The organism is Dyella sp. SG609, assembly GCF_012275375.1.
GTDB lineage: Bacteria > Pseudomonadota > Gammaproteobacteria > Xanthomonadales > Rhodanobacteraceae > Dyella_D > Dyella_D marensis.
Map to the genome: position 1 here is coordinate 244,788 of NZ_JAAZQJ010000004.1, position 21,870 is coordinate 266,657.

The window sequence follows — 21,870 nt, forward strand, 5'->3', positions numbered from 1 at the left end:
ACTCCCATCATCGAATCCTTGTAGGGCTTATTCCGGGGCGAGGTCGGACGGCGCGGGCAGTGCGCCCGCGCGGTCGGCCTCGCGCTTGAAGAAGAACAGCGCCACCAGCACCAGGCTCATCGGCACCAGCGAGAAATAAAAGGCGTGGATGCCGCCGAAGCTGGCGAACACCACCGCGGTGATGCGCGAACCCAGGGTCCCGCCCAGCGCGGAGAAGATCACGATCAGGCCGGTCATCGCCGCATGCAGCGGCTTGGGCAGCGAGCTCAGCGCCACCGAATTGATCACCGGATAGATCGGCGCCATCAGCAGCCCGATCAGCGGCAGCAGATAGGCAGCCGGCGGCGCATTGAGCCAGCCGATATCCGGCCGCGCCACGGTGTGCTGCGCCAGCGGCAGCACCAGCAGCACCAGCACGCCCATGCCGATCACGCACAGATTCAGCAGCGTGTGCCACGGCATGCGCCGCAGCACCTGGCCGGCGGCGATGCGGCCCAGCGCGGTGCAGCCGGCCAGGATGCTGGCGAGCTGGATGCTCATGGCATTGGGCAGGTGCAGGATCTCGTTGTTGAAGGTGGGCAGCCAGGTGCCGAAACTCTGCTCGATCAGCACGTACAGGAAGGCCGAGATCAGGAACACGTTCACCAGCGGCCGCAGCATCAGCTTGAACATCGCCGCGGCCGAACCGCCCAGCGACTGCACGCCGCCGCCATGCGCGGCCGACTCGTCCAGCCGGGTGCCGGCCAGCAGCACGAACACCAGCACGCACAGCACCGCCAGCAGCCAGTACACGCGGAACCACACCGGGTTGGCCGGATCCGCATGGTCGATGAAGGCGCTGAAGATCCAGCCGCTGAGCAGCACGCCCAGCATGAACAGGCCTTCGATGGTATTGGTCAGGCGGCCATGCTCGGCGCGGCCGCGGGTGAGCAGGCCGATCGAGGAATACACCGAGACCTTGGTCAGCGCGAAGGCGACGCCCACGCAGGTGAACAGCAGCTCGGTGGTGTGGAAAGAGGGATACAGCGGCATCAGCGCGCAGGCGCAGCCGACGATGGCCAGCGCGATCATCATCGCCCGGCGATAGCCCAGCATGGGCAGGAAGGAGGCGACCAGAAAGGAAGTGACCGCGATCGGCAGGTCCTTGAACAGCTCCAGCAGGCTGGCCTGGGGCTTGTCGATGCCGAACGTGTGGATCGTCTGCAGGATCACCGTGCCGACGCTGTTGAGCAGGATCGCGAAGATCATGTAGATCAGCGCGAGCGCAGCGATCATGCGGAATCGGTTCATGGCCACTCGCTTGCGGGTCGGGTCATACGGCAAAAAAGGGCGGTCCGGGCTGTCGCGCGCCCGGACCGCCTTCAGGGAAAAACGAAAGCATCAGAAGTTGTACTTGACCTGGAAATTCACCTCGCGCCCTTCCAGCGGACGCGCCAGAATCACGCCGCCCGCGCCGGCCGCCGAGCCGAAGATACGCGAGTTGCTCTCGGTCAGGCCCAGTTCGTTGGTGATGTTGGTGCCCTGCAGGCGCAGTTCCCAGTGGTCCTGCACATTGGCCACCACGCCGAAATCGAGCGTGTCGTACGAGCCCAGCTGCTGCAGGCCGGACAGGTCCTGGGTGTGGTCGCCGACATGGGTGTAGGTCACGAAGGCGGTGATGTCGCCCCACGGGAACAGGAAGCGGTAGCTCGGCGTGAACATGTAGCGCACCTTCGGCTGGCGCTGCAGCTGCTTGCCGTTGATGAAGGCGCAGCCGTTGCCCGCCACCTGGTTGACGTAGGGAATGCAGGCCGAATAGTGCGAGTAGTGGCCGTCCAGATAATTGGCCACCACCGCCAGCTTCAGGTTGTCGATGGGCATCACCGCGCCGCTGAGGTTGATGCCCTTCGAATCCGAACCGTACAGCAGCTGCGCGCCCACCGGCGCACCGGCCGCATTGGTCGGCTGGTAGGGCAGGCCGTTGAACTGGCGGTGGTACACGCTGATGTCGGCGTACAGCAGCTTGGACTGGTATTTGAAGCCGGCTTCGAAGTTCTGCACCTTCTGCAGCGGCGGCGTGTTGCCGGTGGTGTTGCCGCGCAGCGCGTTGTCGAAGTCGCCGAAATGCACGCCCTTGTTGACGCGGCCGTACACGCTCATGTTGTCGGCCAGCTCGTAGTTGGCGCCGACCGTCCACGAGGTATGCGTCTTGTCATACTTGGTGGTGGCGAAGGTGCCGTCGCACACCGGCACCGCGTTGTCGTACAGCGTGGCGTTGTTGCCGTCCAGGTTCACGTTGTGCAGGTTGCACACGTGCACGGTGGAGTCCTGGTTTTCCAGGCGCGCGGACACGTCGAAGATCCAGCGGTCGAGCTTCCACACGTCGGACAGATAGAACGCCTTGTTGGTGGAAGTGCCGTTCTCGGCGATGTTGTACGCGCCGTAGTCGAGGAAGCCCTGGTAGTCGGTGACCTGGTCGCCATTGGCGGCGACGACCTTGATCGGGCGCGCGTTCGGCGTGTTGGTCATCAGCATCTGGTTGCCCAGCGCCCACTTGTCGTTCATGGTGTAGTGCGCCAGGTACAGGCCGGCGGTGAGCGTATTGCCTTCGAACAGTTCCTTGCTCAGGCGGAAATCGTTGTTCATGTTCTTCAGGCGCTTGTGGATGTACCACCAGCCCTGGTGGATCACGCTCTGGTTCGGATCCACCACGCCGCCGCCGTTGATATAGGTGGCGGTGGCGCCCGGCGCGATCTGCAGGCCGCCGAGATCCTTGGAGGTGGTGTACAGCGTGCCGTCGAGCGTGTCCGGATTGGAGCCGGAGAACAGGGCATTGGTGTCCATGTCGCCTTGGTCGATCAGGAACTTGTCGGAGATGCTCCAGCCGCCGTCCAGGTCGTAGTCGAAGTTGCCGCCGAAGAAGCGCATCTTCGCGCCGCGGCCGTTGGCCAGGTTGGCGCTGGTGCCGCCGCCCGGATACCCCGGTAGGTTGACGTGCTGGATGTACTTGCTGTTGTAGGTGTCGGTCAGCGGATCGAAGCCCGGATAGGCCGAGAAATTGTCGCTGCCGTGCTGCAGCAGCGGGATCGGCGTGATGAACTGGTTGCGGTCGTTGAGCACGCGCGTCCACAGCACCAGCGAGCCTTTCTCCATGGTGTGCGAGAGAGTGGCGGTGAACTGGCCGCCCTTGTCCGCGGCGAACTGCGGATCGCGCACGCCATCGGACTTGCGCCAGAAGCCGCCCACGCTGCTGAACCAGTCGTCGGCCACCTTGAAGCCGAGGAAGCCGTCGGCGCGCCACAGGCCTTCGTTGCCGTAGGTGAGGCCGATGCTGCCCGAGGGCTTGGCCGTGCCCTGCTTCAGCATGAAGTTGGCGGTGGCGCCGATCTGGCCGTCGCCGAATACCACGGACGGGCCGCCCTGCAGGATTTCCACGCGCTCGACGGTGTCGTCGAGGCGGAACATCGAGGTGGTTTCCATGAACGACAGCGTGGGCATGCCGTACAGCGGCGAGCCCATGATCTGCGTGGTGAAGTAGGGCGCATCGCCGCCGCCCGGGAAGCCGGCGATCTCGATGTTCGCGCCGGTCTGGCCGCCGGTGGATTCCGGCCACAGGCCGGGCGAGATCTTCAGAAGGTCCGCGGTGCTCTTCGGATTGGCCTGCTTGATCGCCTCGGCGTCGGCCGCGGTGATCGAGTAAGCGGCGTCGATCTTGCGGATGCCGCCGATGGTCGGCGTACCGGTGACCACCACCTGTTCCAGCGTCTTGGTGTCTTTCTTGCCCTGCGGCGGCGCCGGAGCCGGCGGCGCGGGCGGCGCCGGGGGCTGCTGCGGTGCGTTGGACGATGCGCTGTTCGGCGCCGTGTCCTGCGCGTGCGCGGTGCCGAGCATTAGCGCCGCGGCGATGGCCGCGGCGAGCAACTGTCGAGTGATGCCTTGGCGATGCATGGTCGAACCTCCCCACCCATGTTGTCGGGCTTTATGTGGCGAAATCGCTGGCCGCTTCCCCTTCAGGCGGCGTGCGACGCTTCTTCACTGCTGATGAAATCCTCGATGCGGAACGCGCTCAGTCCCGGCAGCACGGTGTCCGCCTGGGCCAGGGCGGCTGGCTGGCCGATGCCGACGGCGGCCATGCCGGCGGCGTGGATGCTGGCGACGCCCGCCGCGGCGTCTTCCACGCCCAGGCAGGCGGCGGGCGCCACGCCCAGGCCCGCGGCCGCGGCCAGGAAGATCTCCGGGTCCGGCTTGGAGCGCTGGATCCGCGCGGCGTCCACGATGTAGTCGAACAGGTGCGCCACGCCCAGCCGCTCCAGCAGCAGCGGCGCGTTGCGGCTGGCCGAGGCCAGGCCGACCTTGAGGCCGGCGGCGCGCACCGCGGCGATCGCCTCGCGCGCGCCGGGCAGCAACTGGTCCGGGCCGAAGCGCTGGATCTGTTCGCGGTAGTAGTCGTTCTTGCGTTCGCCGAGCGCGTGTTTTTCTTCGTCGCTGTAGGTGCGGCCGGCGCGTTCCAGCAGGATTTCCAGCGAGCCCATGCGGTCGACGCCCTTCAGGCGCTCGCCGATCGTAGCGTCGAACGGTAGGCCCGCTTCTTCGGCCAGGCGGCGCCACGCGGCGTCGTGCACCACGGCGGTGTCGGCGATCACGCCGTCGAGGTCGAAGATCACGGCGGCGAGCGGCGGCTGCGCGCCGCGGCCCGGCGTGGCGCCGGCGCGCGGCAACTGCAGCGTTTCGCCCGCATGCAAGGTGTATGCGCGGCCGTCGTGGCGGAAGCTGAGCGCATCGCCGCGCGGCAGCGTGTAGCGCACGCCGGAGCGGTCCACTTCCACACGCAGCTGCGCGCCGCCCCAGCGCAGGCCGAAGCGGTAGCCGTGCCAGGCGGCGGGCAGGCTTGGCGAAAGCGCCGGCTGGCCGTCGATCACGCGGAAACCGCCGAAGCCCCATTGCAGGCCCAGCCAGCTGCCGGCCATCGCGGCCATGTGCACGCCGTGCGCGGCATTGCCGTGCGAGTCGTCCAGGTCCACCCGCAGGCTGTCCTGGAAATAGCGCCAGGCCTTGCCGGCGAGGCCCACTTCCGCCGCGATCACGCCGAAGGTGGAGGCGGACAAGGTGGAGTCGTGCACGGTCACGCCTTCGTAGTAGTCGAAGTTGCGCCGCTTGGCTGCGCGATCGACGCCGTCGCCGGCCAGCATCAGGGCCAGCAAGGTGTCGGCCTGCTTGCACACCTGGTGGCGATAGATGGTCAGCGGATGCAGGCGCAGCAGCAGCGGATGCTTGCCTTCGCCCGGCTTGGCGGCCAGGTGCGCGGGCAGGCGCGGGCGCTCGAGAAAACCGTCGTCCTGCGCGAACACGCCCAGGCGCGGGTCTTCCTGCAGATACATGGCGTCGGCGGCGCGGCGCCATTGCGCCACTTCGTCCTCGCCCAGGCCGATACGCGCGCACAGCGCGGCGTAGGCCACCGGCGCGGCGCCGGCCATCCACAGCGCGGTGTCGGCGGCGTCGCGCAGATGCCGCTGCGCCATGCGGTTGGTGTAGTGGTTGTTGTCGACCAGGGCGGAGTATTCGTCCGGCCCGGTCACTTCGTGGATGCAGAACGCGCCGCCGCGGCGCGCGTTGAAATGGCCGATGTCCAGCCACACCCGCGCGGTCTCGAACAGGATCTCGGCGCCGTGGTCGCGCAGGAAATCGGCGTCGCCGCTGGCATCCACGTACAGGCGGATCGCCCAGGCGATGGCCGCATTGATGTGGTACTGCGCCGAGCCGCCGGGGTAATAAGCCGAACACTCGTCGCCGCTGATCGTGCGCCAGGCGTACAAGGCGCCGCGCGGATGATTGAGTTCGCGCGCATGCAGGCGCGAGCGCTCCAGGATGCGGTGGCGGTACAGCAGCATGCCGCGCGCCAGTTCCGGCGCGACGGTGGCGAGCACCGGCAGGATGAAAGCCTCGGCATCCCAGAAGTAGTGGCCCTCGTAGCCCTCGCCGGTAAGCCCCTTGGCCGCCGCGCTGCCGTGGCCGTCGCGGCAGCTGGACTGGAACAGGTGGAACAGGTTGAAGCGCAGCGCCTGTTCGGTGGCGGCGTCGCCGTCGATGGCCAGATCCGCGGCGTCCCACAGCGGGGCCAGCGCCTGGCGCTGGCGTTCCAGCAGGTTGGCGTAGCCGAGGTGGGTGGCGGCGGCCAGGATGCTGCGCGTGCGGGCGAGCAGGGCTTCGTCCGCATCGTCGCCGTGCGGTTCGGTCCAGGCGTAGGCGACGTATTTTTCCAGCGTCACCGCCTGGCCCGGCGCGAGCGTGCCGGTATAGGTCTGCACCACGCCGTGCTGGGCGAGGTTGGCGAGGTGGCAGTCCAGGCTGCCGTCCTGTGCGCGGTGCGTCTGCGCGCAGGCCAGGCGGATGCCGCTGTGGGTGCTGCGCTGGGTGACCCAGGCGACGTCGGCTTCGGCCGCGGCGTCGACGGTGTGCAGGCCGCCGTCCAGGCGCGTGCCGATGCGCGGGTCGTCGCCCTGTTCGGCGGCGTCGCGCGCGGTGCTGATCGAGGATTCGAGGGTGATCGGGCCGCTGTAGTCCAGCGAACGCACGCGGTAGCGCAGCGCCAGCAGGCCGGGTTCGTCGAGGCTGACGATGCGCTGGGCTTCGATCTCCAGTGTTTCGCCCGCCGGCGAGCGCCAGCGCAGGAAGCGGCGGTAGCAGCCATCGCGCAGTTCCAGGCGGCGTTCGAAATCCAGCCATTCGCCCTCGCTCAGCCGCGCCGGCACGTCGCCCAGGCGCAGCTGGATGCGGGTGGCGTCCGCCACCGGAATGCGCGTGTCGGTACTGGCGGCGAAGCCGGGGAAGCGCTCGTGGTAGTCGATCGGCGTACGTTCCCACGCCGCCGACAGAAAACTGGCCTGGCTGGGGCTGTCGCCTTCTTCCAGCCCGCCGCGCACGCCCAGCGCGCCGTTGGCCAGGGCGAACAGGCTTTCGTCCTGCGCGAAGCCGGCCGGGTCGGTGCCGCGGCGGATCAGCGTCCAGGGATCCGGCACGCCGGCGGCACCCACCACGGAGGTGGGCACGACGTTGACGGCCGCGGCGGGCGCGGTGGCAAGACGGTCGAGCATGAAGTCCCCAGCAATCTTTTGGTTGTTCTCGGCGGGGCGCCTGCGGGCGCTGCCGGTCCGTTGGGGGCGGAGCTTCGCAGCAAATGATATCGATATCAAGATATCGATATCATTTGCTGCGGCGCGGAATCACGCGGCTTTGAGCCGGGCTGCCGCAGCCTCGCCGGCGGCATCGCGGACAGGCGGGAGCGGGACAGCGTCTCGGCCATCCGTTGGACGCACCGGGCGCAAATCGACACACTGCGCGCTGCTGCGGACGCGCAATCCCTGGAGCACAGCGATGGAAGTGGCCGAGGTCCGGTCGTGAGTCGAAGCAAACGAAAACCTCCACGAGCGGGCACGCCGGCCAACCTCACCATGGCCGATCTGGCCAAGCTGGCCGGGGTCTCCAAGATCACCGTCTCGCGCGCGCTCAGCGACAGTCCGCTGGTCAACCGCGAAACCCGCGAGCGCATCCAGGACCTGGCGCGCGAGCAGGGCTACAAGCTCAACGTCAGCGCGCGCAACCTGCGCCTGCGCCGCAGCCACACGGTGGCGGTGATCGTGGAGATGAAGCCCAGCAACGACCGCACCATGTTCGACCCCTACCCGCTGATGCTGCTGGGCGGCATCTCGCAGGAGCTCACCGCCGCCGGCTACAGCGTGCTGCTGACCACCCGCCAGGGCGCCAGCGCCGCGGCGGTGCAGGCCGCCGACGGCATGATCCTGCTCGGCCAGGGCGTGCGGCAGGACGCGGTGCGCCGTTTCGACAAGCTCGGCCTGCCGATGGTGGTGTGGGGCGCGCAGGGCGACCACGACGACCACGTGGTGGTGGGCAGCGACAACCGCCAGGGCGGCCGCGCGGTGGCCGCGCATTTCATCGGGCTGGGGCGGCGCAATCCGGTTTTCGTCGGCAATCCCGGGCATCCGGAAATCTTCGAGCGCCTGAGCGGCTTCGTCGATGCGCTGGCCGAGCACGGCGTGAAGCCGCTGCTGATCCGCCGCGACGAATTCACTCTCGCCTCCGGCATGGATGCGGTGCAGTCATTGGCCGCGCGCCACGTGACGTTCGATGCGCTGTTCGCCTGCAGCGACCTGTTGGCGATGGGCGCGGTGCGCGCGCTGCAGGAACTGGGCCGCCGCGTGCCGCGCGATGTCTCCGTGGTGGGCTACGACGACATGCCGCTGGCGGCCAGCTTCCAGCCGCCGTTGAGCTCCGTGCGCCAGGACTGGCAGGAAGGCGGCAGCCTGCTCGCGCGCAAGATGCTGGCGATGATCCACGACGAGGCCGCGCAATCCGAAGTGCTGCCGGTGAGCCTGATCGTCCGCGCGACGTAGTGGACGTAGGTTGGGGTGAGCGCAGCGAACCCCAACAATGCGATGCGTTTGAAGGTGGCGATGTTGGGGTTCGCCTGCGGCTCACCCCAACCTACGCCGCCGCGATGGCATCGCTGCCCGGCACCCGCGCGGGCGGGGTCAGCACCAGGCGGAAACAGCTGCCGCCGCCGGCCACGCGCACGTATTCCAGCGAGGACTGGTTCGCCTCGGCCATCTGGCGCGCCAGGTACAGCCCCAGGCCCGTGCCGTATTCGTGCGTGGTGTAGAACGGCTCGAAAATCTGCGCGGCGACCTTCGGCGCAATGCCGGGGCCGCGGTCGATCACTTCCAGGATCGGCACCGCATGTTCGCCGTGGCGCGCCACCACCATCACCCGTGCCGGCTCGCCCGGCATGCGCCCGTAGCGCAGCGCGTTCTGCACCAGGTTCCACACCACTTGCTGCAGCTGCTGCGGGTCGGCCACCGCGGCCACCGGCTCGCTGCCGTTGCTGATCACCCGCAAGGTGTCGTTGCCCAGGTCGTTGCCCTGGCGGTATTCCTCGACGAAGTTCTCGGCCCAGCGGCCCAGGTCCAGGGTTTCCGGGCGCGAGCGCTCGCGCCGCGACAGCTGCAGGATGTTCTCGATGATGTCGTTCAGGCGCACGCAGTGGTTGTTGATGATCTCCACCATGCGCAGGTCGGTGCCGCCCAGGTCGCGCGACTCGGCCAGCAACTGCGCCGAATAGCGGATCGCCGCCAGCGGGTTGCGGATCTCGTGCGCGATCGAGGCGGAGAGGCGGCCCAGCGAGCTCAGCGTGAGTTCCTCGGCGCGGCGCGAGACCAGCGAGGTGTCGTCGAGAAAGATCAGCACCAGCGCGTCGTCGTTCGGCGCCAGCCGGCTGAAGCGCGGGATCACCTCCGGCACGCCGTCGGCGAGCTGGGTGGCGGTCTCATCGAGCTTGCCCGAGGTGGTCCAGTGGTACAGGCGGCGCGAGAGCTCCGGCGCCACGCGGCCGAGGTCGCGCTGGTCGGCGCTGGGGTTGCCCAGCAGCATCCAGGCCGATTCGTTGATCTGGTGGATGTGGTTGGCGTCGTCCACCAGCATCACGCCGGTCTTCATGCGGCGGATGATCAGCTCGTTGACCTGGGCCAGGTTGGCCAGGTCGATGCTGCGCTGCTCGGCCAGCGCCTCGCTGGCGCGCAGCTGGCGGCTCAGCACGTAGCACAGCATGGTGATGGCGAAATAGGCCAGGCCGAACAGGCCGGCCTCCAGCAGCTGGCGGTCGGCCACGCCGGCGTCGCCCTGCGGGTTCAGCAGCGAATGGCCGAGCATGCCCAAGGTGGCCAGCGCGGCGAAGAACAGCGCCAGGCGCAGCGGCAGCAGCAGGGCGCCGGCGGCCAGGTTCACCGCCAGCATCATGGCGATGCCGATGCGCGCGTCCTGCATGGCCCCGGTGGCCAGCACGGCGGCGACGATATCGATCACCAGCGAGGCCGAGGTGACCAGCCGGGTCCACGGCATGGTGCGCCGGGTCAGCGCGGCCACCGCGATGGCGAAGCCCAGGAAGCACAGCGCCACCACGCGGGCGGCGTCCGTGTCGTTCAGGTGCGGCCAGCCCAGGGCGGGCGGGCTGAAGGCCAGGCCGGCATAGACCAGGGCCTGCGCCAGCCGGAAGTAGTTGAGGAAGAACAGCTCGTGGCGCACGGCCTCGGTGGCGGCGCGGGAGGGGGCGAAGGCGGGCGGCGCGGTATGGGGCACGGGGCCTGGCACTCTCGGCGGGCGGGTCGGTGCGCAGTATAGGTGCGACTCAGGTCAATCCTCAGTTCTGACGTTCAAGTCCTTCTCCCGCCGGGAGTTCGCGGGAACGGCGTAGCGGTGCACGTCACGCTTGCGCTCCGCCCGACCCCTCACCCTGCCCTCTCCCCGGAGGGGAGAGGGGTGATGGCGTGAGGTAGGCAGGAACGAAAAGCAAAAGCTGGCCCCGGTCGCTGAACGTCCTCTCGGCCACGGCACGTTGAAGCACCCGCTACGCAAACGCACTGTGGTTTCGTGTAGACCCAGGTTAATCAAGTTACCGCAGCCGCCCACCGCTCCTTCTAGTCGCGTCGCGAGCCTTTGCTCTTAGGCCATTCTCTCTTTGGTTACTTTCTCTTTGGGCCAGCAAAGAGAAAGTGACTCGGGCGCCGGCAGGCGTCCGAAATGCCCGCTGCATAAGCGGCCAAATCGCGACAACCACACCTAGTCGCTACTGGATGATTCGCTTCACTCACCCCTTCGGGGCCGCCCTACGGGCGTTCTTCGCGCTACGCGCTCGTCCGGCCTACCCCGGGATGACCGAGCAAAAGCGGATTCCGCCCCCCCTCCCACCCCCTCCCCCGGCGGAAAAGGGGCATTACATTGCCATCCCGCCCGCCTTCCGCGAAAATACCGGGCCGTATTGCGCGGTTTTCGCCATGTCGAGACATGGCGGCGCACTGCAACCCCCGGTAGCGCCTGCATTCGACGCCGTCGCCGTCCGTCCCCCTCAAGCCCGTCCGGTCTTCCCCGCACGGGCGCCATGTTTTTCCCCGTTCGCTCGAGGTATCGAATGAATTTCCACGAGTACCAGGCCAAAGAACTGTTCGCGAAGTACGGCATCGCCGTGCCCCCGGGCAAGGTCGCCAACTCTCCCGATGCCGCTGTCGACGCCGCCAAGCACCTTGGTGGTTCGCAGTGGATGGTCAAAGCTCAGATCCACGCAGGCGGCCGCGGCAAGGCCGGCGGCGTGAAGTTCTGCAAGAGCCTCGATGACGTGCGCGCAGCGGCCAAGGGCATGCTGGGCACCCACATGGAGACCTACCAGTCCGCCGGCCGCGCGCTGCCGGTGAACCTGGTGCTGGTCACCGACGCCACCAACATCGCCAAGGAGCTGTACCTGTCGATCCTGGTGGACCGCGACACCAAGTCCGTGTCCTTCATCGCCTCCAAGCACGGCGGCGTGGACATCGAGCAGGTGGCCAAGGACACCCCGGAAGACATCCACACCATCGTGGTGGACTTCGTGGAAGGCCTGCAGCCGTACCAGTGCCGCCAGCTCGGCTTCGCCATGGACCTCAACGCCAAGCAGGTCGGCCAGCTGACCAAGATCATGCTGGGCCTGTACAAGCTGTTCAACGAGAAGGACCTGGCCCTGGTCGAGCTGAACCCGCTGGCCATCCTCGAGGACGGCAACCTCGCCGCGCTCGACGGCAAGGTCAACTCCGACGACAACGCCGAATTCCGCCACGCCGACCTGGCCGCCATGCGCGACCTGAGCCAGGAAGACGCGGCCGAGGCGGCTGCCGTGCAGCACAACCTCAACTACGTGACCATGGACGGCACCATCGGCTGCATGGTCAACGGCGCGGGCCTGGCCATGGCCACCATGGACGTGATCAAGCTGGCGGGCGGCGAGCCGGCCAACTTCCTCGACGTCGGCGGCGGCGCCACCAAGGAGCGCGTGACCGAGGCGTTCAAGCTGATCACCTCCTCCGACAAGGTGAAGGCCATCCTGGTCAACATCTTCGGCGGCATCGTTCGTTGCGACATGATCGCCGAGGGCATCATCGCGGCCGTGAAGGAAGTGGGCCTGAAGATCCCCGTGGTGGTGCGCCTGCAGGGCACCAACGTGGAGCTGGGCCGCGAGCTGCTGGCCAACTCCGGCCTGGCGATCACGCCGGCCGACGATCTCAACGACGCGGCGCAGAAAGCCGTGGCCGCCGCGAAGTGAGGAGCAATCGAGCATGAGCGTTCTCGTCAACAAGAACACCAAGGTGATCGTGCAGGGCTTCACCGGCCAGCAGGGCACCTTCCACGCGCAGCAGGCGCTGGACTACGGCACCAAGGTCGTCGGCGGCGTCACCCCGGGCAAGGGCGGCAGCGAGCACATCGGCCTGCCGGTCTTCAACAGCGTGGCCGAAGCGGTCGACGACACCGGCGCCGACGCCTCGGTGATCTTCGTGCCGCCGCCGTTCGCGGCCGACTCGATCCTCGAAGCGATCGACGCCGGCATCAAGGTGATCGTGGCCATCACCGAGGGCATCCCGGTGCTGGACATGCTGCGCGTCAAGAACGTGCTGGCGCAGCATCCGGAAACCGTGCTGATCGGGCCGAACTGCCCCGGCATCATCACCCCGGGCGAGTGCAAGATCGGCATCATGCCGGGCCACATCCACCAGCCGGGCAAGGTCGGCATCGTGTCGCGCTCCGGCACGCTCACCTATGAAGCCGTGTTCCAGACCACCAACGAAGGCCTGGGCCAGTCCACCTGCATCGGCATCGGCGGCGACCCGATCAACGGCCTGAACTTCATCGACTGCCTGAAGCTGTTCCAGGACGACCCGCAGACCGAAGGCATCATCATGGTCGGCGAGATCGGCGGCAGCGCCGAGGAAGACGCCGCCGAGTTCATCGGCGAGTACGTGACCAAGCCGGTGGTGTCCTTCATCGCCGGCGCCTCGGCTCCGGCCGGCAAGCGCATGGGCCACGCCGGCGCGATCATCTCCGGCGGCAAGGGCACGGCCGCGGCGAAGTTCGCCGCGCTGGAGAAGGCGGGCGTCACCACGGTGAAGTCCCCGGCCGACCTGGGCAAGACCCTGGCGGGGCTGCTGAAGAAGTAAGTCATCCTTGCTTAAGTCATCCTTGATGGGTGGCGAAAAAGGCCGCGGTTTCCGCGGCCTTTTTCTTTTGGGGAACGGGGAACAGGGATCGGGGAACGGGGAAGGCTGGGTTCCCCGTTCCCCGCTCCCCGATCCCCGGCATTTGACTAAACGTTTGGTTCGGGTCTACACATAGCGCCGCGCACGCCCGGGACGGCGGCACCGCCCGGACAGCACTCGCATCGCTCACGTACCTCAGGGGGTCGTCATGAAGCGCTCGCAGCAGCTGTGTTCCGCCTTGATCCTTGCCGGGGCCGCCTCCGCGGCACCCGCCGCCGTCTACAACAACGGCACCAGCCCCGCGGTCTTTACCGTCTCGCTCACGCTGCAGGCCAACTGCACCATCGGCGCCAGCGCGCTGGCCTTCGGCAGCTACGGCGTGCTGGGTTCGGCCATCAACCAGCAGACTACGGTGCAGGTGACCTGCACCAACACCACGCCCTACAACGTGGGCCTGGATGCGGGCGGGGTGAGCGGCTCCACCGTGGCCGCGCGGCTGATGGCCGGCACCACCGCCGGCAATACCAGCACCACCGTCGGCTTCCAGCTCTATCAGGACGCCGGCCACAGCACGATCTGGGGCAATACGCAGGGGACGGATACCGTCGCCGGCACCGGCAGCGGCTCGGCCCAGTCGATCAATGTCTACGGCCAGGTGCCCGCCCAGGCCACGCCGAAGCCGGACACCTACCAGACCACCGTGACCGCCACGGTCTATTTCTGAGGCCATGCGGCGCCTGACCGCCGCCGCGCTGGCTGCCGGCGCCGCCCTGGCGGCGCACGCCTCGTCGCTGCAGATCTCGCCGGTGACGGTGGAGCTGCCGCCCGGCCAGAACGCCTCCGCCCTGACCCTGCGCAACCCGGGCAAGGAGCCGGTCTACGGCCAGGTACGCGTGTTCCGCTGGGACCAGGCACCGGACGACGACCGCCTGGAACCCAGCGATGACCTGGTCGCCAGCCCGCCCTTGATCCGCATCGAGCCGCAGGGCGAGCAGTTGGTGCGGCTGGTGCGCCGCGACGGCTCCGCCGTGGCGGAAGAGCGCTACTACCGCGTGCTGGTCGACGAGGTGCCCAACCTGGACGCCGCGCCCGGCAACGGCGTGAACATCCGCCTGCGCTATTCCGTGCCCGTGTTCCTCGAACCCGCCGGCGCGCCCGCGCTGCCCAAGCTCAGCTGGGAGCTGCGCCGCGAAGGCACGCAATGGCAGCTGCGCGTAAGCAATACGGGCGGACGCCGCGCCCAGCTCGCCGCCGTGCGGGTGGTGGGCGCCGACGGCGCGGCGCAGGAAATCAACCCGGGCTTGCTCGGCTACGTGCTGGCGGGGAGGACGCGGCAATGGACGATCGCGCTGGACGACAAGCTGGCGGCCCACGGGCCGCTGAAGCTCCGCGCCAACCTCAACGCCCAGCCCATCGAGACGGAGCTGAGCGTCGCCGCGCGGCCATGACGCATGCATCCGGCGCGCTGCCCCGATGGAACGGCGCGAACGGATGAACGCCGGACGGGCGTGGGCCGCTGCCTCCTTTGCTGCGCACTGGCCCTGGCGCTGCCGGCGCGGGCCGACGACCTGCCGCTGCCCGCCGCGCTCGACATGGCGCAGCCGCAGGAGGTCTTCCTCGACGTGATCCTCAACGGCCAGCCCAGCGGACGGATCCTGCGCTTCCGCGCCACCGGCGAGCGCCTGGCCTGCGACGCGGCGGAACTCGCCTCGCTCGGGCTGGACCCCGCACGCCTGGGCCGCACCGGCGAGGTGTCGCTGGACGACGTGCCCGGCCTGTCCTACCACTACGACGCCGCCACCCAGCGGGTGGAACTGACCGCCGCCGACAGCCTGCGCCTGCCCTTCGTGGCCGACGCGCGCCAGCTCGGCCGCACGCCGCCGGCGCAGAGCGGGCGCGGCCTGCTGATCAACTACGACGCCTACGTGCAGAGCGGCAGCGACGCGCGCCTGGCGCTGTGGTCGGAGCTGCGCTACTTCGCGCCCTCCGGCGTGTTCGCTAACACCGGCACGTACTACGACGGCGGCGGCCAGCACCGCTACCTGCGCTACGACACCGCGTGGACGCGCTCGGACCCGGCCACCACCAGCGTGCTGCAGCTCGGCGACAGCATCACCTCCGCGCTCAACTGGTCGCGTCCCGTGCGCTTCGCCGGCGTGCAGTGGCGCAGCGATTTCGGCCTGCGGCCGGACCTGATCACCTTTCCGCTGCCGTCGCTGGGCGGCTCGGCGGCGGTGCCGTCGGCGGTGGACCTGTACGTCAACAACGTGCGGCGCGCCAGCGTGGACGTGCCCAGCGGCCCGTTCGTGCTGAACCAGGCGCCGGGCATCAGCGGCGCGGGCCAGGCCACGCTGGTGACGCGCGATGCGCTGGGCCGCACGGTGACCACCGCGCTGCCGCTGTATATCGATGCGCGCATGCTCGCCGAAGGGCTGGACAGCTACGGCGTCGAGGCGGGTTTCGTGCGGCGGCGCTATGGGCTGGCTTCGTTCGATTACGCCTCGCATCCTTCCGCCAGCGGTTCGTGGCGGCACGGCGTGAGCGATGCGTTCACTGTCGAAGTGCATGGCGAAGCGAGCGCGGGCCTGGCCAATGCCGGCGGCGGCGCGCTGGTGCGGCTCGGGCAGGCCGGCGTGCTGAGCGGTTCGCTGTCCTTGAGCGGCGGCCGCGAGACGGGACGGCAGGCCAGCTTCGGCTACCAGTGGATCCGGCCCGACGTGGCGATCGATGCGGAACTGACCGAGCGCACGCCGGACTACGCCGACCTCGCCTCGCGCGAAGGCGCGCCCGCGCCGCGGCGGCTGGCGCGGTTCACCGTGTCGCTGCCGTTCGCGCCGGGCCAGAACGTGGCGCTCAGCTATATCGCCCTGCGTTCGCCGGGTGCCTCGCCTTCGCGCATCGGCGCACTGACCTGGATCTGGTCGGTGGCGCGCTGGGCTTCGCTCAACCTGAGCGCCTACCGCGACTTCGCGCGGCCTTCGTCCCAGGGCGCGTTTCTCAGCCTGAATCTCTCGCTGGACGGGCGTATCACGGCCAGCGCGCTCGGCGGCAGCCAGGGCGGCCAGCCGTACCGCAACCTGCAGGCGCTGCGTCCGGCCGACTACAGCGGCGGCTGGGGCTGGGGCGTGCAGGACGGGCGCAGCGGCGGGCTGAACTTCCGCCAGGCGCAGCTGCAATACCTGGGCAGCGCGGGCCAGCTCACCGCGCTGGTGCAGGACACCGATGGCCATCGCACCGCCTCGCTCGATGCCTACGGCGCCCTGGTCTGGATGGACGGCAGCCTGCAGCCGGCGCGCCGCATCTACGACGGCTTCGCCCTGGTCTCCACCGACGGCGTGCCCGGCGTGCCGGTGCTGCACGAAAACCGCCCGATCGGCCGCACCGACCAGGGCGGCCATCTGCTGGTGCCGGATCTCAACGCTTACCAGGCGAACCGCCTGGCCATCGACAGCCTGTCGCTGCCGGCCGATACGCAGGTGGATTCGGTCGCCCAGGATGTGGTGCCGCAGGCCCGTTCGGGCGTGCTCGCGCATTTCCCGCTGTCGCGCTATGCGGCGGCGTCGATCGTGCTGGTGGATGGGACCGGCCAGCCCTTGCCGGCGGGCACGCGCGTGCATCATGCGGAAAGCGGCATGGACACCGTGGTGGGTTACGACGGCATCACCTTCGTCAGCGGCCTGCGCGAGCGCAACCGGCTGCAGCTCGACGGCGATGGCTGGCATTGCGCCGTGGCCTTCGACTACCGCCGCCCGGCGGACGGCTCGCTGCCGCGCATCGGGCCGCTGAGCTGCCCGAAGCAGCCGGAGTCCGCGCGATGATGCGCTGGCTTGCCTTGCTGCTGTTCGGCTGCGCTCTGGCGTGGTGCGGTGCTTCGCGCGCGCAGACCTGCACCGCCACCCCGAGCAATCTCGACTTCGGCAACGTCAACCCGATCGCCGGCGCCGCGGTGGCGCGCACCGGCACCATCAATGTCACCTGCAACTGGACGCTGATCTCGCTGCAGCCCAATGCGCTGGTCTGCCTCAATCTGAGCACCGCGACCACGCGCGCCATGGCCAACGGCGCCAGCACCATGCAGTACGGCCTGTTCCAGGACGCGGGCAATACGCAGACCTGGGGCTCCACCGTCAGCGGCAATACGCCGATCTCGGTGTCCATCGCCAAGCCGCTGATCGGCACCGCGGGCAATGCGACGGTGAACTACTACGGCCAGATCACCGCCGGCCAGACCACGGTGCCCACCACCGGCAATGCCAGCACGGTGTACAGCCAGAGCTTCAATGCGGAGACGGTGCTGTCCTACGGCTACTACCTGCTGACGGCGCCGAGCTGCGCTTCGCTCAGTTCGGCCGGAAGCTTTCCGTTCACCGTCAGCGCGACGGTGACCAACAACTGCAATATCAGCGCGACCAACCTCAGCTTCGGCACCGCCGGCCTGATCGGCGCGGGCATCAATGCGACCAGCAGCCTGAGCGTGACCTGCACCAATAACGACGCCTGGCGCATCTCGATCAACGGCGGCGGCAGCGGCAACGTGGCGGCGCGCGTGATGCAGCGGACGGGCGGGGGAGGTTCCGTCAACTACCAGTTGTATACCGACAGCGCGCGCACCCTGGCCTGGGGCGACGGCACCGGCGGCACCACGCGCGCCACCGGCACCGGCACGGGGCTGGCGCAAAGCGTCACGGTGTACGGGCGCGTGCCGTCGCAGGCGACGCCGAGGCCCGGGAGCTACGGCGATACGGTGACGGCGACGATCGAGTTCTAGAAGGTTATTTCCCAGCGGGCCGGCGCGAGGCGGCGCGTCGACGAAGGCGCGCGCTTGGGATCGTTTGCCTGCACGCGGTACGGGGAATCCAGCGCGCAGTTCACCACCGGCGGCTCGCGCTCCTGTCCGCGGCGGTCGATCCGGCAGCTTTCCTGGATGGTGAGGCTGACCTCGAGCGTGGTGGATTCGGTGGCGGCGAAGCTGGCGCAGGGCAACAGCAGCAGGGCGAGCAGGAGCGGACGGGGCATGCGGCGGAGACGTGATGGGATCTCCCTCCTTGATCGGCGGAGCCGGCCCGTTCTTTAAGCGCCGTCGCGCTGGCGCAGCTGTTTGGCGGCGGTGGCGAGCAGGGCGGCGGTGAGCCGCTCCAGCGTGGCCGAGCGCACCGACCAGTGCTGCCAGTACAGCGGCACGTCCAGCCAGCGCCCGGGCGCGATGGCCTGCACGGTGCCCTCGCGCAGCGGTTTGCGCAGCATCGATTCCGGCGCCATGCACCAGCCCAGGTCCAGCCCCGCGGCATCGACGAAGCCGGTGGAGGAGGGCAGGTAGTGGGTAGGCGGGGCCAGCCGGGCGCGGGTGATTTTGCGGATGAAGCGCCGCTGCAGCGCGTCCTTGCGGTTGAACACCACCATCGGCGCGCTGCCCAGCGCGGCGGCATCCACGCCATGCGCGAAGTGGCGCGCCACGAACCTGGGCGAGGCGATCGGCAGGTAGCGCATCGCGCCCAGCGGCCGTGACGTGCAGCCCTGCACCGGGTGCGCATCGGCGGTGATCGCGCCGAGCACGCTGCCATCGCGCAGCAGGTCCAGCGAGTGGTCCTGGTCTTCCACCCGCACGTCGAACAGCAGGCCGTGGCGTTCGTGCAGCGCGGCGAGCGCGCCGAGGAACCAGGTGGCCAGCGAATCGGCGTTCACCGCGATGGCCAGCGTGGCCGGCGCCTGGTCCGCCGCGCGCTCCACCGCGAAGGCCTGCAGGGTTTCCGCTTCCAGCAGCTGCATCTGCTGCACGCTGCGCAGCAGGTGTTCGCCGGCGGCGGTGGCGCGGCAGGGCGCCTGGCGCAGGATCAGCACCTGGCCCAGCCGGTCCTCCAGCGCCTTGATGCGCTGGGACACCGCCGACGGCGTCACCGACAGCCGCCGCGCGGCGCCTTCGAAACTGCCTTCGCCGAGCACGGCGGCGAAGGCGGCGAGCTGGGGGTTGAGCAGGGTCATGGCGGGTTCCTTCGATGAAGAAAATCTAATTCAGGATAAGTCGATTTAGTTTTACTGAAATGAGGGCGTATCGCATCCTTGATGGACTCAGTCCCCAAGCCCGAATCCTTCTCCCTCCGGGAGAAGGTGGCGGCAGCCGGATGAGGGTACGGGCGGAGCGGGGCGCCTCGCTCCGCCCGTACCCTCACCCCCACCCCTCTCTCCCACGGGGACTACCTGCGGGTCGCCGGAGGGAGAGGGGCTTTACGTCGCGGCCTATCCCGCGTTCTTTCATCACCAACCGTCGAAATCTTCATGCAGACCTCCGCTTATCTAGCGGGCCTCGCCGCCGGCGCAGGCCTGATCATCGCCATCGGCGCGCAGAACGCCTTCGTGCTGCGCCAGGGCCTGCAGCGCCGGCACGTCGGGCCGGTGGTGCTGGTGTGCATCGTGGCCGACGCGGCGCTGATCCTGCTCGGCGTGGCCGGCATGGGCCTGCTGGTGAAGGAGATGCCCGCGCTGCTGCAGGTGCTGCGCTATGCCGGCGCGGCTTTCCTGCTCGCCTATGGCGCCCTGGCATTGCGCCGCGCCTGGAACGGCGAGAGCGGCCTGCAGCCGTCGGAAGACGGCTCCGCCGGCCGCCGCCGCGCACTGCTGGCCTGCCTGGCCTTCACCCTGCTCAATCCGCACGTCTATCTCGACACGGTGGTGCTGCTGGGCAGCCTGTCCACGCATTACGAAGGCGCGGGGCGCTGGTCGTTCGCGGGCGGCGCGTGCACGGCCAGCGTGCTGTGGTTCACAGCGCTGGGCTATGGCGCGCGCGCACTGCTGCCGGTGTTCCGCAGCCCCATGGCGTGGCGCGTGTTCGACGTGCTGGTGGCGGCTTTCATGGTGACACTGGCGGTGCTGCTGCTGACCCGGCCGCTGGGTTGACCCGCGCCGGCGGGGAAGGGCTGCGAGTATCATGAGCGGCCATTCCCCATGGATTCCCAGGCATGACCACCCTGCGCCTCGCCCTCGCCCAGTTCGATTTTCCGGTAGGGGCGGTCGCCGCCAATGCGGCCCGCGTGGGCGACCTGCTGGCGCAGGCGCGCGACGGCGGGGCCGACCTGGTGGTGTATCCGGAGCTCACCCTGAGCGGCTATCCGCCGGAAGACCTGCTGCTGCGCCCCAGCTTCCTGGCCGCCTGCGACAGCGAGCTGCACGCGCTGGCCGCCGCCACCAACGGCGTGGCCGCGCTGGTCGGCCATCCGCACAGCGAGGGCGAGGTGTACAACGCCGCCAGCCTGCTGCGCGAAGGGCGCATCGAACTGACCGCGCACAAGCAGGCACTGCCGAACTACGGCGTGTTCGACGACAAGCGCTACTTCCGGCCCGGCCACGAGACCGCGGTGAGCACCATCGAAGGCGTCACCGTCGGCCTGCTGATCTGCGAGGACATCTGGCAGCCGGAAGCCGCCGCGCAGGCCGCGCTTGCCGGCGCCGAACTCATCGTCGTGATCAATGCCTCGCCGTGGGACGGCGCCAAGCAGGCCGAGCGCGAAGCGGTGCTGCGCGCCCGCGCGCAGGAAACCGGCTGCGCCATCGTCTATCTCAACCTGGTCGGCGGGCAGGACGAAGTCGTGTATGACGGCGGCTCGCTGCTGGTCAACGGCGACGGCAGCATCGCCGCGCGCGCGCCGGCGTTTACCGAAGCGCTGCTATGGGCGGATTTCGACGCGCAGTCGCGCACGCTCCGCGCCGACGCCTGGCCCGCGCGGCTGGACGACGCGCCGGAAGCCACGCTGTACGCCGCGCTGGTGCGCGGCATCCGCGACTACATCGAGAAGAACGGCTTCGGCGGCGTGCTGCTGGGCCTGTCCGGCGGCATCGATTCGGCGCTCACGCTGGCGCTGGCCGTCGATGCGCTCGGGCCGCAGCGCGTGACCGCGGTGATGATGCCTTCGCGCTACACCTCGCAGCTGTCGCTGGACGGCGCGCGCGCACAGGCCGAGCAGCTGGGCGTCGAGTACCACATCATTCCGATCGAGCAGACCTTCCAGAGCTTTATCGACGCGCTCACGCCCGCCTTCGGCGGCAAGCCGGCGGACCTCACCGAAGAGAACCTGCAGTCGCGCACCCGTGGCGCCATGCTGATGGCGCTGAGCAACAAGCACGGCCGCCTGCTGCTGGCCACCGGCAACAAGAGCGAGATGGCGGTGGGCTACGCCACGCTGTACGGCGACATGTGCGGCGCCTATGCGCCGCTGAAGGATGTCTACAAGACCGTGGTCTACCGCCTGTCGCGCTGGCGCAATGCGCATGCCGAGCGCTTCGGCGGCGGCGAGGTGATTCCGCCGGCGGTGATCGAGCGTCCGCCGTCGGCCGAGCTGCGCGACAACCAGACCGACCAGGATTCGCTGCCGCCGTACGACGAGCTCGATGCGATTCTCGAGCGCTTTATCGAAGGCGAGCTGTCGCAGGCCGAGATCGCCGCGCAGGGTTTCCACTGCGACACCGTGCGCCGCGTGGTGCGCCTGGTGCTGCTCAACGAATTCAAGCGCCGGCAGTCGGCGCCGGGGCCGCGCGTGACCACGCGTGCATTCGGGCGCGAGCGTCGCTATCCGATTACGTCCGGGTGGCGTTGAGGCTCGCGCACTAACGGATTCACGTTTTTGCATGTCGCGCTTGACAGCGCGGGGTAGTCTTTGGAACGATCCGCGGCCTTCCGAATCGGAGGTGCGCCATGATTGTCATCGCCTCACGCAAGTCCGCCGTCGCCGCTGCCGCGCAGATCGCCGCCTGCTGACGCCGTCCACTGGTTTTCTCCGCTGGACCGTTCACTAAGTCCGTTCTGACGGCCGCGTTCGCGGCCCCCGCATCCGTACCC

The 21,870-nt window shown here is 68.9% G+C and carries 15 protein-coding genes; 9 read left to right on the forward strand and 6 right to left on the reverse strand.

Going from position 1 to position 21,870, the window contains the following annotated elements; translation table 11 throughout:
• Positions 1-27: 27 nt before the first annotated feature.
• The 3 genes from FHW85_RS09595 to pgmB form a co-directional block, all read right to left on the reverse strand.
• Entirely contained in the window at positions 28-1,290 is a 1,263-nt protein-coding gene (locus FHW85_RS09595) for an MFS transporter (protein ID WP_243867810.1), read from the reverse strand.
• Positions 1,291-1,380: 90 nt separating this feature from the next.
• Complete coding sequence (locus tag FHW85_RS09600; RefSeq protein WP_168648096.1) at positions 1,381-3,927, reverse strand: TonB-dependent receptor; 2,547 nt, start codon at positions 3,925-3,927, stop codon at positions 1,381-1,383.
• A 62-nt stretch (positions 3,928-3,989) separates the two neighbouring features.
• Entirely contained in the window at positions 3,990-7,070 is a 3,081-nt protein-coding gene (gene pgmB / locus FHW85_RS09605; protein ID WP_168648097.1) for a beta-phosphoglucomutase, read from the reverse strand.
• Positions 7,071-7,427: 357 nt separating this feature from the next.
• Here pgmB and FHW85_RS09610 point away from each other — a divergent pair, with 357 nt between their 5' ends.
• A complete protein-coding gene (locus tag FHW85_RS09610) occupies positions 7,428-8,387 on the forward strand; it encodes a LacI family DNA-binding transcriptional regulator (protein ID WP_167252741.1) in 960 nt (319 codons plus the stop codon).
• Between the two features lie 91 nt (positions 8,388-8,478).
• Here the strand turns inward: FHW85_RS09610 and FHW85_RS09615 are convergent, their stop codons facing one another.
• On the reverse strand, positions 8,479-10,125 hold the full coding sequence (locus FHW85_RS09615) for a HAMP domain-containing sensor histidine kinase (protein ID WP_167252420.1): 1,647 nt from the start codon (positions 10,123-10,125) through the stop codon (positions 8,479-8,481).
• An 829-nt stretch (positions 10,126-10,954) separates the two neighbouring features.
• Between FHW85_RS09615 and sucC the strand changes: the two genes are divergently transcribed.
• The 6 genes from sucC to FHW85_RS09645 all read left to right on the forward strand — a co-directional run bounded on the left by sucC (position 10,955) and on the right by FHW85_RS09645 (position 17,811).
• Positions 10,955-12,115 carry an ADP-forming succinate--CoA ligase subunit beta gene (gene sucC, locus FHW85_RS09620; protein ID WP_167252419.1) on the forward strand — a complete coding sequence of 387 codons (1,161 nt, stop codon included), beginning with the start codon at positions 10,955-10,957 and terminating at the stop codon, positions 12,113-12,115.
• A 13-nt stretch (positions 12,116-12,128) separates the two neighbouring features.
• Positions 12,129-13,004 (forward strand): succinate--CoA ligase subunit alpha, encoded by an 876-nt coding sequence (sucD, locus tag FHW85_RS09625; protein WP_167252418.1) that lies wholly within the window; start codon positions 12,129-12,131, stop codon positions 13,002-13,004.
• 247 nt (positions 13,005-13,251) lie between these two features.
• Positions 13,252-13,767 carry a spore coat U domain-containing protein gene (locus tag FHW85_RS09630; protein ID WP_168648098.1) on the forward strand — a complete coding sequence of 172 codons (516 nt, stop codon included), beginning with the start codon at positions 13,252-13,254 and terminating at the stop codon, positions 13,765-13,767.
• 4 nt (positions 13,768-13,771) lie between these two features.
• Positions 13,772-14,491, forward strand: a complete 720-nt coding sequence (locus tag FHW85_RS09635; protein WP_167252416.1) for a molecular chaperone — start codon at positions 13,772-13,774, stop codon at positions 14,489-14,491.
• A 60-nt stretch (positions 14,492-14,551) separates the two neighbouring features.
• Entirely contained in the window at positions 14,552-16,861 is a 2,310-nt protein-coding gene (locus FHW85_RS22560) for a fimbria/pilus outer membrane usher protein (protein WP_168648099.1), read from the forward strand.
• The gene (locus FHW85_RS09645; RefSeq protein WP_210427746.1) at positions 16,858-17,811 is read left to right on the forward strand and encodes a spore coat U domain-containing protein; all 954 of its coding nucleotides are present in this window, start codon (positions 16,858-16,860) and stop codon (positions 17,809-17,811) included. The genes FHW85_RS22560 and FHW85_RS09645 overlap by 4 nt, the downstream gene beginning before the upstream one ends.
• On the opposite strand, the gene FHW85_RS09650 is transcribed toward FHW85_RS09645, so the two are convergent.
• Both FHW85_RS09650 and FHW85_RS09655 read right to left on the reverse strand, forming a co-directional pair.
• Complete coding sequence (locus tag FHW85_RS09650; protein ID WP_168648100.1) at positions 17,808-18,059, reverse strand: hypothetical protein; 252 nt, start codon at positions 18,057-18,059, stop codon at positions 17,808-17,810. The two genes, FHW85_RS09645 and FHW85_RS09650, sit on opposite strands and share 4 nt — an antisense overlap.
• 54 nt (positions 18,060-18,113) lie before the next feature.
• A complete protein-coding gene (locus FHW85_RS09655) occupies positions 18,114-19,022 on the reverse strand; it encodes a LysR family transcriptional regulator ArgP (RefSeq protein WP_168648101.1) in 909 nt (302 codons plus the stop codon).
• A gap of 294 nt (positions 19,023-19,316) precedes the next feature.
• Between FHW85_RS09655 and FHW85_RS09660 the strand changes: the two genes are divergently transcribed.
• Positions 19,317-19,934: a LysE/ArgO family amino acid transporter gene (locus FHW85_RS09660; protein WP_168648102.1), complete on the forward strand. Its 618-nt coding sequence runs from the start codon at positions 19,317-19,319 to the stop codon at positions 19,932-19,934.
• A 62-nt stretch (positions 19,935-19,996) separates the two neighbouring features.
• Complete coding sequence (locus FHW85_RS09665; RefSeq protein ID WP_168648103.1) at positions 19,997-21,628, forward strand: NAD+ synthase; 1,632 nt, start codon at positions 19,997-19,999, stop codon at positions 21,626-21,628.
• Positions 21,629-21,870 lie beyond the last annotated feature (242 nt).

Excerpts from the sequence above, each read along its gene's own strand:
- FHW85_RS09665 (WP_168648103.1), top strand. The coding sequence starts at position 19,997 with ATGACCACCCTGCGCCTCGCCCTCGCCCAGTTCGATTTTCCGGTAGGG.
- FHW85_RS09655 (WP_168648101.1), bottom strand. The coding sequence starts at position 19,022 with ATGACCCTGCTCAACCCCCAGCTCGCCGCCTTCGCCGCCGTGCTCGGC.
- FHW85_RS09660 (WP_168648102.1), top strand. The coding sequence starts at position 19,317 with ATGCAGACCTCCGCTTATCTAGCGGGCCTCGCCGCCGGCGCAGGCCTG.
- FHW85_RS09635 (WP_167252416.1), top strand. The coding sequence starts at position 13,772 with ATGCGGCGCCTGACCGCCGCCGCGCTGGCTGCCGGCGCCGCCCTGGCG.
- FHW85_RS09600 (WP_168648096.1), bottom strand. The coding sequence starts at position 3,927 with ATGCATCGCCAAGGCATCACTCGACAGTTGCTCGCCGCGGCCATCGCC.
- FHW85_RS09650 (WP_168648100.1), bottom strand. The coding sequence starts at position 18,059 with ATGCCCCGTCCGCTCCTGCTCGCCCTGCTGCTGTTGCCCTGCGCCAGC.
- FHW85_RS09645 (WP_210427746.1), top strand. The coding sequence starts at position 16,858 with ATGATGCGCTGGCTTGCCTTGCTGCTGTTCGGCTGCGCTCTGGCGTGG.
- FHW85_RS09610 (WP_167252741.1), top strand. The coding sequence starts at position 7,428 with ATGGCCGATCTGGCCAAGCTGGCCGGGGTCTCCAAGATCACCGTCTCG.
- sucC (WP_167252419.1), top strand. The coding sequence starts at position 10,955 with ATGAATTTCCACGAGTACCAGGCCAAAGAACTGTTCGCGAAGTACGGC.
- FHW85_RS09630 (WP_168648098.1), top strand. The coding sequence starts at position 13,252 with ATGAAGCGCTCGCAGCAGCTGTGTTCCGCCTTGATCCTTGCCGGGGCC.
- sucD (WP_167252418.1), top strand. The coding sequence starts at position 12,129 with ATGAGCGTTCTCGTCAACAAGAACACCAAGGTGATCGTGCAGGGCTTC.
- FHW85_RS09595 (WP_243867810.1), bottom strand. The coding sequence starts at position 1,290 with ATGAACCGATTCCGCATGATCGCTGCGCTCGCGCTGATCTACATGATC.
- pgmB (WP_168648097.1), bottom strand. The coding sequence starts at position 7,070 with ATGCTCGACCGTCTTGCCACCGCGCCCGCCGCGGCCGTCAACGTCGTG.